The organism is Protofrankia symbiont of Coriaria myrtifolia, assembly GCF_900634755.1.
GTDB lineage: Bacteria > Actinomycetota > Actinomycetes > Frankiales > Frankiaceae > Protofrankia > Protofrankia coriariae.
This window is the reverse complement of record NZ_CAAAFS010000144.1, coordinates 1-12,483: the sequence shown is the minus strand read 5'-3', so window position 1 is coordinate 12,483 and position 12,483 is coordinate 1. Positions and strand designations below refer to the sequence as shown.

The 12,483-nt window shown below is 70.8% G+C and carries 12 protein-coding genes; 6 read left to right on the top strand and 6 right to left on the bottom strand.

What is annotated here, in order from left to right:
- From CM1CMNOD_RS08230 to CM1CMNOD_RS08220, 3 genes are all read left to right on the top strand, one after another.
- On the top strand, positions 1 to 370 hold a 370-nt coding region (locus tag CM1CMNOD_RS08230), incomplete at its 5' end, for a hypothetical protein (protein ID WP_206437629.1).
- Between the two features lie 77 nt (positions 371 to 447).
- Positions 448 to 954: a pyridoxamine 5'-phosphate oxidase family protein gene (locus tag CM1CMNOD_RS08225; protein WP_237703051.1), complete on the top strand. Its 507-nt coding sequence runs from the start codon at positions 448 to 450 to the stop codon at positions 952 to 954.
- Positions 955 to 1,179: 225 nt separating this feature from the next.
- The gene (locus tag CM1CMNOD_RS08220; protein WP_013873211.1) at positions 1,180 to 1,617 is read left to right on the top strand and encodes an SRPBCC family protein; all 438 of its coding nucleotides are present in this window, start codon (positions 1,180 to 1,182) and stop codon (positions 1,615 to 1,617) included.
- A 239-nt stretch (positions 1,618 to 1,856) separates the two neighbouring features.
- Here the strand turns inward: CM1CMNOD_RS08220 and CM1CMNOD_RS08215 are convergent, their stop codons facing one another.
- From CM1CMNOD_RS08215 to dut, 6 genes are all read right to left on the bottom strand, one after another.
- Positions 1,857 to 2,819, bottom strand: a complete 963-nt coding sequence (locus tag CM1CMNOD_RS08215; protein WP_013873210.1) for a lysylphosphatidylglycerol synthase domain-containing protein — start codon at positions 2,817 to 2,819, stop codon at positions 1,857 to 1,859.
- An 870-nt stretch (positions 2,820 to 3,689) separates the two neighbouring features.
- The gene (gene dxs / locus CM1CMNOD_RS08210; RefSeq protein WP_013873209.1) at positions 3,690 to 5,624 is read right to left on the bottom strand and encodes a 1-deoxy-D-xylulose-5-phosphate synthase; all 1,935 of its coding nucleotides are present in this window, start codon (positions 5,622 to 5,624) and stop codon (positions 3,690 to 3,692) included.
- Positions 5,625 to 5,903: 279 nt separating this feature from the next.
- Entirely contained in the window at positions 5,904 to 7,517 is a 1,614-nt protein-coding gene (locus tag CM1CMNOD_RS08205; RefSeq protein ID WP_013873208.1) for a class I SAM-dependent RNA methyltransferase, read from the bottom strand.
- Positions 7,514 to 8,335, bottom strand: coding sequence for a DUF3159 domain-containing protein (locus tag CM1CMNOD_RS08200; protein WP_013873207.1), 822 nt, complete (start codon positions 8,333 to 8,335; stop codon positions 7,514 to 7,516). Before CM1CMNOD_RS08200 ends, CM1CMNOD_RS08205 begins: the two co-directional genes overlap by 4 nt.
- A 350-nt stretch (positions 8,336 to 8,685) precedes the next feature.
- A complete protein-coding gene (locus tag CM1CMNOD_RS08195; RefSeq protein WP_013873206.1) occupies positions 8,686 to 9,444 on the bottom strand; it encodes a DUF3710 domain-containing protein in 759 nt (252 codons plus the stop codon).
- Positions 9,445 to 9,613: 169 nt separating this feature from the next.
- The gene (gene dut / locus CM1CMNOD_RS08190) at positions 9,614 to 10,093 is read right to left on the bottom strand and encodes a dUTP diphosphatase (protein WP_237703049.1); all 480 of its coding nucleotides are present in this window, start codon (positions 10,091 to 10,093) and stop codon (positions 9,614 to 9,616) included.
- A 591-nt stretch (positions 10,094 to 10,684) separates the two neighbouring features.
- Between dut and CM1CMNOD_RS08185 the strand changes: the two genes are divergently transcribed.
- From CM1CMNOD_RS08185 to CM1CMNOD_RS08175, 3 genes are all read left to right on the top strand, one after another.
- The gene (locus CM1CMNOD_RS08185) at positions 10,685 to 11,131 is read left to right on the top strand and encodes a DUF3093 domain-containing protein (protein ID WP_013873204.1); all 447 of its coding nucleotides are present in this window, start codon (positions 10,685 to 10,687) and stop codon (positions 11,129 to 11,131) included.
- Between the two features lie 171 nt (positions 11,132 to 11,302).
- Positions 11,303 to 11,593: a DUF4235 domain-containing protein gene (locus CM1CMNOD_RS08180; RefSeq protein WP_013873203.1), complete on the top strand. Its 291-nt coding sequence runs from the start codon at positions 11,303 to 11,305 to the stop codon at positions 11,591 to 11,593.
- 352 nt (positions 11,594 to 11,945) lie between these two features.
- Positions 11,946 to 12,470, top strand: coding sequence for a gamma carbonic anhydrase family protein (locus tag CM1CMNOD_RS08175; RefSeq protein WP_013873202.1), 525 nt, complete (start codon positions 11,946 to 11,948; stop codon positions 12,468 to 12,470).
- Positions 12,471 to 12,483: the final 13 nt, after the last annotated feature.

Below are 12,483 nucleotides of genomic sequence, written 5' to 3'. Positions count from 1 at the left end.
CCCCACGCCCCGCGTCCCCGATCCGGCCCGGCTCGGCCTGGTCGGTGCCCTCCCAACACCGACCAGGCCGCCATACCCAACAGCAGGCGTCTGCTGTCATGATGCTTTCGTGCGGACGACAGTGACTCTCGATCCGGATGTGGCGGCAGCCCTCCAGAAAGAGGTCCGCGAACAGGGAATGTCGTTCGAAGAAGCGCTGAACACACTTGTACGTGCCGGTCTGGCGAACCGCCGTCAGGATACTCCGCCCTGCCGGACACCCGCCCGATCGCTCGGGCTACGACTTGACATCGACCTCGACAAAGCACTGCGGCTCAGTTCCGAGCTTGAGGACGATGAGATCATCGGTAAAATTCAACCGCGCGACTGAAGCCGCCTGGGACAAACCTCCTGATACACGTGTCGATGACACAGCCGCCTGACTGCTCAGGCCGGGCGGAGTTGTCGGTGGTGGTTGGGAGCATGGTCGGCATGGCGAACTGGAGTGAGGTGGAGGCCGCGGCCCCGCGGCTGGCAGCGGCGGTCCGGGGGCGGTTCGAGGTGTACGGGCTGGCGATCCTCGCGACTCTCCGGCGCGACGGCTCGCCCCGGGTGAGCGGGATCGAACCGCTGTTCGCCCTCGGCGAACTGTGGCTGGGCATGATGCCCGACTCACGCAAGGCGATCGACCTGTCGCGGGATCCGCGATGCGCCCTGCACAACGCGACAACGGACAAGAACGTCGCCGACGGCGACGCGAAAATCACCGGCCGGGCGCTGGCGGTGACCGATCAGGAAAGTCTCGACGCCTATCGGGCGGCCTGGGCCGCGTCCGCGGAGATCCCCGTACCGGAGCCGTTCGCCCTGTTCAGGGTCGACGTCACCGAACTCGCGACGATCGGCGTCGGCGACGAGGAGCTCGTCATCGGCTTCTGGCGGGAGGGCGGCCCACCCACGCGGACGACCCGTAAATAACGGTCTGGGAACTCGGGGCCGATCGGCCGGTTTTCGTCCATCATGGGCCGAGCCGGGCGTTCGGTGGCCGTCGGCGATCGGCGATCGGCGAACGCCGACGCTACGGAGAGTCGTCGTCCGACTGTCGATCGCCGTTGCCGCCGTGCCGGGGCGTCCAGCACATGGAAACCATCCGTCCGTCGGACACGGAGAAGCCGGCGACCGCAGGTTGTGGAGGTGGCGCGCATGGCGGTACGCGAGATTGCGGCGACGAGGACGATCCCCGCCACCGCGGAGCAGATCTTCGGGCTTCTCACCGACCCGGCCCAGCATCCCGTGATCGACGGCTCGGGAATGGTACGTGCGGTGCGTCCCGGAGGCGCGAGGCGGCTGACGCTCGGGTCGAAGTTCGGTATGGACATGAGAATGGGTGTGCCCTACCGGATCGAGAACACGGTGGTGGAGTTCGAGGAGAACCGCCTGATCGCCTGGCGGCACTTCTTCGGGCACCGCTGGCGCTGGCTGCTGACGCCGCTGCCCGACGGGCGCACGGAGGTCACCGAAACCTTCGACTGGTCCACCGCGCGCATCCCGCGGCTCATCGATGTCAGCCCCTTCCCCCGGAAGAACAGGGCAGGTATCGAGAAGTCCCTCGACCGGCTGGCCGGACTGTTCTCACAGTAGAACACTCACAGTGAAACAAGATTCTCACAGTAAAACCGCGTCCGACGCCGTATGGACGATCCGCCTGTGGGGCGGGAAAGCCGTGGGGTGGGGAAACGTGCCCGCCCGTCGGAGCCTGGCGTGAAAAACACCGTCGGACGTTCTTCGGTCACCCCGGTCGCCGGCGGAGCCGACAGAGCTGACAGAAACCGAGTGACGGAGACGGGTGCGGCAGATACCGGCCGGCTTTTCGATGTCGACTACCTGACCGAGGATGTATGGCTCGGCGCGGGGGGTGAGAGTACCGCGCCGGCCTGCGCGGCCTGCGCGCTCCGCTCGGTGGGCGTGCCGGTGGGGGCGGGGCGTAGAGCCATGCCGACGCCCGCCCACACCAGGTCGGCCACGGTCGCGAACAGGCGGATGATCAGCGCGAGGACGGTCGCCGGCCCGGCCGCGAGCGCCGGCGCCAAGGTGAGGACGAGCACCGCCTCGCGCACACCCGCACCGGCCGGCAGCACCAGCACGAGAAAACCGGCCGTCCAGGCGAAGGAGTACCCGCCCACCGACAGCAGCAGCAGACGCACGCCGTGCACCGACGGCGTGAGGTCGCTGGCGAGCAACCAGGTCGCCACGCCGAAGAGCACGAAACCCGCCAGCAGCCAGCCGGCGGCGGCCAGCACATGGCGTCCGCTGGGCTGCTGTTCCAACGGTGGGCGGCGCAGCAGCCGGAACGCGAACGCCAGCAACGCGGAGAGCACCGGCGGATACAGCACGGCCGCGAACATCGGGACGGCCAGCAGCACCAGCCCGTAGTGACGCAGCGCGCCCGCCGACACGAACGGCAGGGTCACCGCGGCGGCCACCCCGCCGCAGGGGACCGCCAGCGCCAGCACGATCAGGCTGGCGGACGCGGCCTTCGGACGCGGCACTCCGTAGTCCCGGGACAGCTCCATCTGGGCTAGCACCGGCCACACGCTGCCGGGAACGTACTTGCCGACCTGCCCGACGAAGAAGATCCGCAATGCGGCCCGCAGCGGCAGCTCCACGCCGAGCGATGCCAGCAGCGCCCGCCACGACAACACGGTCGTCCCGACCGCCAGCACCGTGACGAGCCCTGAGGCGACCAGCCCGAACGCGGTCAGCTCCCCGAACGACGCGCGGACCTCGTTCCACTGGCTGACCAGAGCGACAACAAGCAACCCCGCCGCCACCAGCAACGCCACCCGCACCAGCCACCGACGCGCGTCCCGCCGCCGACCAGCCTCCGAGGGCTGTCCCTCCCCAGCAAGACGGCCCGGCTCCGCGGGACGGGCTGGCTCAGCGGGACGGGCTGGTTCCGGCTGGCGGCCGGCATCCTGGTAGGGATCCGGCTCCGACCGGCTGTGCGCCTCTGGCTGGTGGCCCGGCTCCGGATGGCAGCCCCGTTCCGAGGGAGGGCGGCCCGCCGGCTGGCGACCGCGGACGCCGACAGGCCGCATCCACCGCATTGCCCCAGCCTAGAGCCCTGCCCCCGCACGTCCCCAACGGCACACAAGAAGCGTGTTCACATCACTTCCATCACACTGGAACATCAATCCAGCATCACAGATCTGACCGAAAGCCCCTTGTTCTCCATACGGAACCCCTCGGGAATATCCAGCGATCTTTATAGGTGTGACGGTAGATAGAAAACGTCGTCGTGGTGACGGAAACCACCTACGGCTGTGGTCGGCACCCGCCATCCGTAGGTGGAGGACGCTGCCGTGGCGACCGTTCCCACACTCGGCCACAAGTCTCACACTCGGCCGCGAGCAAGCGAGCGGGACGGCGGGCGGATCGCTGTGGCCGGAGCGGTGGTCGTACGGCGTGGACGGCGTTCGCGGTCAGCCATGAGGAGCATGATCGGCGCGAGTTTGTCGTTGTGTACGGTTTTTGGTCCGCTGGGCGTACACAGCGACAAACTCGCGCCGATCTTTGACGACCGCCGGATTCAGCCGAGGCTGTAGGTGAAAACCGTCCTTACAACAGCACTTTTCACCTACAGCTTCCGCTGTTGCAGGTGGAAACCGTTGTCATGGCAGCGGTTTCCACCTACGGCTTCCGGTTGACCGGGGTCAGCGTTGGCCGGCGGGGGTTTCCTCTTCGGCCTCGCCGGTGGTGAGGGCCGGGGCGCGGCTGGCGGCCAGCTCGACGATCCGACGGGCGAGCTCCTGGGCGGACAGGCCGATGTCGGCCATGACCTGGTCACGCTTGCCCTGGTCGAGGAAGGTCTGCGGGATGCCGAAGTCCCGCAGCGGAACGTCCACGTCGGCGTCGCGCAGCAGCTGCGCGAGCGTCGAGCCGACCCCGCCGACCCGGCCGTTGTCCTCGACTGTGACCACCAGCGAGTGCGCCCGGGCCAGGTCGACGAGCACCGGGTCGAGCGGCTTGACCCACCGCGGGTCGACGACGGTGATCCCGATGCCGTGGCTGGCGACCCGTTCGGCGACCTGCAGGCAGGTCGCCGCCATCGCGCCGACGGCCACCAGCAGCACCTCCCGGGTCGGGGTGACCTCCGGCGAGCGGTAGATGACGTCGACCGTCCCGACCCGGTCGATCGCGGGGATGTCCGCGTTGATCTTGCCCTTGGAGAACCGCACCACCGACGGCCCGTCGGTGATCGCCACCGCTTCCCGTAGCTGGGCGCGCAGCGTGGTGGCGTCCCGTGGCGCGGCCAGTGACAGCCCGGGCACGAGCTGGAGGAAGGACATGTCCCACATGCCGTTGTGGGACGGCCCGTCCTCGCCGGTGACACCGGCCCGGTCCAGGACGAAGGTCACCGGCAGCCGGTGCAGGGCGACGTCCATCAGCACCTGGTCGAACGCGCGGTTGAGGAACGTCGCGTAGACGCACACCACCGGCTTGATGCCGCCGAGGGCCAGGCCCGCGGCCGAGGTCACCGCGTGCTGCTCGGCGATGCCCACGTCGAACACCCGGTCCGGGAAGGTGCTGGCGAACTTCTTCAGGCCGACCGGCTGCAGCATGGCGGCGGTGAGCGTGACCACGTCCGGCCGCTCATGGCCGATCTGGACGATCTCGTCGGCGAAGACACTCGTCCAGCTGGTGCCACCGCCGGCCGCGGTGGGCTTGCCGGTGCTCGGATCGATCACTCCGACGGCGTGGAAGCAGTCGGCGTCGTCCTGTTCGGCGGCCGGGTAGCCGAAGCCCTTGCGGGTGACGCAGTGGACGATGACGGGCCCGCCGAAGTCGCGGGCGCGCCGCAGCGCGGTCTCCAGCGCGTGGACGTCGTGCCCGTCCACCGGCCCGACGTACTTCAGGCCGAGGTCCTCGAACATGCCCTGCGGCTGTATGACGTCCTTGATGCCCCGCTTGATGCCGTGCAGGGCGTCGTACAGCGGCGGGCCGACCAGCGGGGTGCGCCCGAGGACCTGCTTGACGACGTCGAGGACCTGCTCGTACTCGGGAGCGAGTCGCAGCGAGGCCAGGTGGTCGGCCAGCCCGCCGATCGTCGGGGCGTAGGAGCGCCCGTTGTCGTTGACAATGATGATCACCGGGCGGTCCGCGGCGGCGATGTTGTTCATCGCCTCCCAGCACATGCCGCCGGTCAGCGCGCCGTCACCGACGACCGCCACGACCGAGCGGGACTCCCCGCGCAGCGCGTACGCCCGCGCCAGCCCGTCGGCGTAGGACAGCGCCGTGGACGCGTGGGAGTTCTCGATGATGTCGTGCGGCGACTCCGCCTGGCTGGGGTACCCGGACAGGCCACCGCGCTGACGCAGGTTCACGAAGTCGTCCGCGCGGCCTGTGAGGATCTTGTGGACGTACGACTGGTGACCGGTGTCCCACAGGATCCGGTCGTGCGGCGAGTCGAACACCCGGTGGATGGCCAGCGTCAGCTCGACGGCCCCGAGGTTGGGCCCGAGATGACCGCCGGTACGGGCCACCGCGTGGATGAGAAAGTCGCGGATCTCCGCCGCCAGAGCGGGAAGGTCCTCGGCTGTAAGTTTTTTCAGATCGTGCGGATTGCGAACGGTCGACAGAAGCGACACTGGCACTTCCTCTCCGTGCACTCCCTCCCCCCTTCGTGAGGGGATCCGGCCCGGGACGCGCTCAGTCTACGCAGGTCAGGGGATCATTCACGGTCACGGAGCGGACATGTGAGCACGTCCCAAACGGGCCCCAACCAGGGCAGCGAGCGCTTACGATGCGTCGTTTACCCTGATCCGCGGCTACGCCGGAGCGTGCACGCCCTGTTTTTCCCCGGCGTGTCCCCGTGCTGACGGACCCATTACCAGGGTGTCCGCTCGCCGTCATCCCGGGCCCGTCCGTCACCGGCTCCCGCGGCCCGGGGCGACCATGATCGCCACGCACTCCACGTGGGCGGTCATCGGGAAAAGATCAAAAGCCCGTAACGTGACAAGTGAATAGCCCTGTGTAACTGCCACGGCAAGGTCGCGCGCAAGGGACGCCGGATCGCAGGACACGTACGCGACAGCCCGCGGGCGCAGGGCCAGCAGCGCCAGCATCACGGCCCGCCCGGCGCCCGCCCGGGGCGGGTCGAGGACCACGATGTCGGCGCCGGTGCCGGCCAGCCCGCGCAGGGAGCCCGGCGAGACCCGGACGCCGCGCAGCGACACCTGCGGCAGGTCGCCGAGGCTGCGCGCGGCCGACGCCACCGCCGCCGGATCCGACTCCATCGCCACGACCGTGCCGTCCGGGCCGACGGCTTCCGCGAGCGCGGCGGCGAACAGGCCCGCGCCGGCGTACAGATCGAGCGCTCTCTCCCCGGCGCGGGGTGCCAGGCCGGTGAGCACCGCGTCCACCAGCGTCTCGGGCGCGCCGGGATGCACCTGCCAGAACACCCCCGGGCCAAGCCGGAACCGACGCCCGCGCACCACCTCGACGATCTCACTCTCGGCTTCGGAACCAGCTCCTGGACCGGACGGAACGCCAGCATCGAAGCCGGAAACACCAGCGGTGGAGCCGGAAACGGAGTCAGCGCCGACAGCGGCTGGGACACCAGCGGCGGACGGGATGCCAGCGGCGGACGGAACGCCGGAGGCTGGACCGGCTCCGGCACCGGCGGACGTGCCCGGAAGCCTGGTGATGACGACGACGCCGCTCGACACACTCGCGGCGACCTCGATCTCACCCACGGAGATCTCGCCCACGGACTCGGCCTGAACTGCGATACCGGTACGGGGGTCGGCACGAGGGCCAGCTCTACCGACGGCCGTGTCTGAGTCACCGGCGTCACCGGCGTCACCGCCAGCGCTGGCATCACCGGCGGCGCTGGCATCGCGCGGCGGGAGGACTCGGCCGGCGACCGCCGCGCGCACCAGCGGGTGGGCGATCAGGCAGTCCGCGGCGGGAACGATCTCGTGCGAGCGGTGACCGCGCAGCCCGACCTCGCCCTGCCCGCTCAGCGCGTACCGCATCCTGGTCCGCCAGCCCAGACCCTCGCCCTCACCCGGCGACCGCGTGTCCGGTGGCAGCGCGTCCAGTGGCAGCGCGGATGGTGCTGGCGTGGACGGCGTTGGCGCGGATGGTGCGGGTGGTAAGGCGTTCACCGCCTCGACCTCGACGGGACGGTCCAGCCCGGCCAGCCGGCGCAGCTGCTCGCGGACCACCGCCGCCTTCAGCCGCCGCTGCGCGGCGAGGGAGGCGTGCTGCCAGTCGCATCCCCCGCACCTCCCGGCCCCGGCGTGCGGGCACGGTGGGACGACACGCTCCGGCGCGGCGCGCAGCACCTCGACGGCGTCCGCCCGCCAGTACCTGTCGTGTGAGGTGTCGGTCAGCCTGGCCCGTACCCGCTCGCCCGGCAGAGCATGGCGGACGAAGACCACCCGGCCGTTGTCACGGGCCACACAGCTCCCGCCGTGTGCCACCGGCCCGATCTCGAGCTCGATCACGTCCTCGGCCGCACTCCCGATTTCGATCATCTCCCGGGGCCGTCGAGGACCGTTCCCTCGACGGCCGGCCCGCCGTCGGCCACAGGGTCGTCGTCCGCGGCGGGCTGGCGCGGCGCCAGCCGTCGCACGATGGCGAAGGTCGCGAGGATCGCCACGCCGAACAGGGGCAGGCCCAGAGCGATGTTGGCCGCGCCGAGCCAGCCGGGCTCACCGGCGAGGTAGAGCAGACCCTGGACGGCGAAACGGACGGCGAAGACCGCGATCCAGACGCCCGTCGCCCACACCGCGGCGCGCCGGGTGTCGGCATGCCGGCGCCAGTTGGCGTAGCGGGGATCCAATGCCGCCATCACATAGCCGGCGAGCGGACGGCGTACCAGCAGCGACAGCAGGCCGACGGCCGCGAACACGGCGTTCTTGGCGATGCTGGGCAGGAAGAACCCTTCGGCGCTGTGCGTGCGGGACGCGACGAAAGCGGCCACACCGACCGCGAACAGACCGGAGAACGCCTGCTGGACCGGCTCCCGCCGGACCAGCCGCAGCACCACGAGGGCGAGAGCGACGGCGATCGCGACCACGATGCCCGCGGTCAGCCCCGCCTGGGAGTTGACAGCGACGAAGGCGGCGGTGGGAACGGCTCCGTCGACCACCCCTCGGACACCGCCCACAGCCTCGGCCAGCGACACCGGTGGCTGACGCGCCGACGGACGCCGGTCGCGACTGGGCGCGCTCACGCGGCGGTGGGCGGCCCGGGCGACAGCGCGTGTCGCGGGTCCGCGGTCGCGGGGCGACTGTCGGAACTCGTCATGGCAACCGCCTTCACTGATGTGTGTCATCCACTGGTATGCCATCCACTGGTACGTGTCATCTGGCGTGTCATCCGCTGATGTGCGTCATCCCCCGGTGTGTGCCGTCCGCAATCGGCGCAACATACGCCGGTGTGACATCCGGGAAACGAATCAGCCCGGCCCCGTGTGCCCGCGTCCCACTGGTAGCCCACCGGGAGCCAGCGGAACCGGGCCCGGGCCCGGGTCCGCTCTCCGGTGTTCCCAGGAGCCGGGCGCGGGAAAATCGGGAAAACACGACCGTGCCACCATGGGCCCGTCCGCTCTCGCCCGTCCACGCTCCGGCGCCCTCGACCGACCTGCCCGCGGGTGACCGCAACCGGCTTCGACAGACATCGGTGAACATCAGCGGATCCTCAACCGACTTCCGCGATCCGCACGCCCGGGGCCGGCATCCGGCCCGTCGTCGTCGCGACACCGCCGACGACCTCGCGTGGATCCGGACCCGGCTCGGACGGGTCGCCCTGGCCGTCCGAGCCGTGCGGGTCGGTGATCTCCCGGGGCAGTTTCAGCGGCAGTGGGTCACGCAGCGGCATCGCCTGGTCGCCACGTACCACCACCAGTCGGCGTAGCGCCTCGACCAGCGGCGGGGCGGAGGTCGGGTCGAGCGCGGCATAACCGGTGAACACGACCCGCAGGAACCAGCGCGGGCCGTCGATCCCCACCATGCGGCCGGGTATGAGCTCCCCCGGTGTGCCGGTCGGCAGTTGCAGGCGCAGCTCCCTGCCGTAGAACCCGTCGGTCTCCTCGGCCGTCCCCGCGGCGGCGCGAAGGGAGTCGACGATCTCGACGCGCACCTCGTCCCACAGGCCGGCGCTCTTCGCCGCGGCGAACGCCGACAGCTCCATCCCGCTCTGCCCGTCCGTCAGCGTCACCGTGAGCAACTGCCCAGAGGCCTGGTCGACCTGGAACTGCACCTGGACCCCGTCGATCACCGGAATCCGCAGTGACCCCAGATCGAGCCGGCGGACGTGGTCGTCCGGGGCCTCGTCGGCGTCGTAGGGACCGTCATGATCGACCGCCGTCGAGTCGTACCCGGTCTCGTCACGGTCGTCCCGATGCTCCTGCGGATCCTGCCAGCCGCGACCGGCACGCCTACGACCTCGCCGGAACACCGCGGCCACTTCCTGTTCTCACGATCAGCTTTCCTGTCGTCACGATCGGCTCCTCACGTGTGTGATGGCCGGGTGTCCCCCTCCGGCCTGGGGCGGCACCGACGGCGCCGTCCCAGGCCGGAGGGAGCCGGCTGCGGATCCGCGAGCGGATCCCGGGCCGGGGTCAGGGTCAGGCGAAACCGCCGGTCGACCCGAAGCCGCCCACGCCACGCACCGTCGGCGGCAGCTCGGCGACCTCCTGGAACGCCGCCCGCTCCACCCGCTGGATGACGAGCTGGGCGATCCTGTCACCACGGCGCAGCACCACCGTCTCGCGCGGATCGGTGTTGACGAGCACGACTTTGATCTCACCACGGTAACCGGCGTCGACCGTACCCGGCGCGTTCACGATGGACACCCCGTGGCGTGCCGCCAGGCCGCTGCGCGGGTGCACGAACGCCGCGTGCCCCTCGGGGAGGGCGATGGCGACCCCGGTCCCCACCAGGGCGCGCTCCCCTGGGGGGAGCGTGACGTCCCGCGTCGTGACAAGGTCCGCACCGGCGTCGCCGGCATGGGCGTAGGCCGGCAGCGGGAGATCCGGGTCGAGCCGGTGTACCAGCACCTCCAGCAGGCCGGCTCCGGCCTCGGTGCGGGACCCCGCGTGCGGCACCCCGCTGCGGGGCCCTTCGGGCTGAGGCCCCCCGGTATGAGGCCCCTCGGTGTGAGGTCCCCCGGTGTGAGGCGTGGTGAGGTTGTCCGTCGCGGTCATGAGCCCCTCGTGGTCTGGCGGATGCGGGCCGCCACCGGCGACGCGCCGGAGCGCGGCGGGACGCCGAAGTAACGACACATCGAAGACTAGCCGGCCGGAAAGCGCGCGATCATGACTGTCCGCGCGAGACCACGGCGGAGGCTGCCGCCGCGCCGCCCCGTCCGACTCCGTCCGGCCCCGTTCGACCCCACCCGCCAGCACTCGACACTGCCCGCAGCCCGAACGGCTCGCCGCGCGGCCACGGCGGAGCAGATACATCAGCGCACCGGTACGAGTACACATAGCGCTACAGGCACAGCTACAGGCACCGCGGTACGCCAGCACGGCGGGGGAAGGCGGATCGGCGCGGGCGCGTCCGCGTGGCTGCGGACCGGTGAAGCTGGCGACCCCGCGGGAAAGGCAGGCACCAGCGGGCGGGAAAAGACAGGTACCGACGGCCGACCGGTGACGGACGGGCGCGAGTGATGGCCGCCGCGGTGGATACTGACCGACATGCGCTACGAGGAACGGCTGGCCGTGCCCCGGCTGTGGCATGTCTGGGCCGCGCTCTGCGCCGGCGTCTTCGGAAGCTACTTCACCGTGTACACGGGCTCCGGGTGGATCCGGGCCGCCGTCTACGTCGGCATGTTCGTCGGGATGGAGGCCGCGCTGTGGGCTCTCGGTCGGGCGCGGCTGGCCGTGACCGACCAGACGGTGGCCGCGGCCGGCCGAGTGCTTCCCCGGGACGGTGTGCGCGATGTCGCGGCATGCTCCGACATCCGCACGGCGCTGGCGCCGGGAACGTACGCCGTGACCAGGCCGTGGATTCGCACCGGCGTGTGGATACGCACGGCCGGCGAGGTGTGGGTGCTCTCGTGCCGGCACCCTGACAGGTTCGTGGCGGCGACGGGTGTCCGCGGCCACCCGCTGACCGGCGCCGACAGCGGCCGGCCGGGGTAACTGTCAGCGGGGTGGCTGTCAGTAGTGAACGATCGCCAGTAACGGATGGCTGTCAGCAGCGGATGCCGTCGGCCGGACGGCCTCCAGCGGACCTTGGACCTCCGACGGAGGAACAATCATGATCCTCTCGGTGCAGGCCGCCGGGGCATCTTCACGGACGGGGGTACGACAGTGTCTCAATCGGTAGCGAAGATCGGCTGGAAGATCGTCGGAGGTGTGGCGGGAGCGGTCGCCGGGTCGGTGGCGAGCAAGGCCGTCACCCTGGCCTACAAAAAGATCCGCAAGTCGGACCCGCCACTCAGCCCGGTGCATCCCGACACGGCCTGGGTGGACGCGATCAGCTGGGCGGCGGCCTCCGGGGTGGCGGTCGGCATCGGCAAGCTCACCGCTGAGCGGCTGGCCGCCCGCAGATGGCTGGAGGCGACCGGATCGCTGCCGCCCGGCATCCGCGAGCTGGAGTAGCCACAAGCTGGAGTAGCCAATAGTCCATGGCCGTACCCCGCAAGCCGCCGAGGCGGCGGCCGGCCGCACCTGCCGCAGCCCCCACCAGCGGGGCCCAAACACAGCAGTCGCAAACACAGCAGCCACAAGCACAGCCCACCCCGCCGCAGCCGCGGGAACTCTGGTCGGCACGGGCCACGTCCGACTGAAAAGTCACGGCCGCCGGCGATCCGTGGGCCGCGGTGGCGGCCATCGGGGAAGATGGCGACCGTCGGGAGACGCGCTCGGGGAGACACACCAAGGCAGACGCACCAAGGCCGGTTGCCGCGTGCCGTCCCACGGGACGCGACGCCGTCCGAAGGACCCGAAGGAGATGTCCGTGGCTGTCTACGCGCTCGGTGACCGGGTGCCCGAGATCGACCCGTCCGCCTACGTCCACCCGGACGCGACCGTGATCGGCAAGGTGACCATCGGCCCCGAGTCGACGATCTGGCCAGGCGCGGTGCTGCGGGCCGACTACGGCGAGATCCACATCGGCGCCCGCACGTCCGTGCAGGACGGCACGGTCGTGCACGCGACCGCCGAACTCCCCACGATCATCGGCGACGACTGCGTCATCGGGCACATCGCGCACCTGGAGGGCTGCACCGTCGAGGACGGGTCGCTGGTCGGCTCCGGCTCGATCGTGCTGCACCGGGCCGTGGTCGGCCGGGGGGCGCTGGTCGGGGCGCAGGCGCTGGTCGGCAACAACGTGCAGGTGCCGCCGCGGGCGCTGGCCGTCGGCGTCCCCGCGAAGATCCGTCCGGACGCGGTGGCGGAGAACGCCTTCGCCGCCGGGGCCGCGATGTACACCGCGAACGGCAAGCGCTACCGCGAAGAACTCCGCCGCATCGACTGACCCACACCCACCC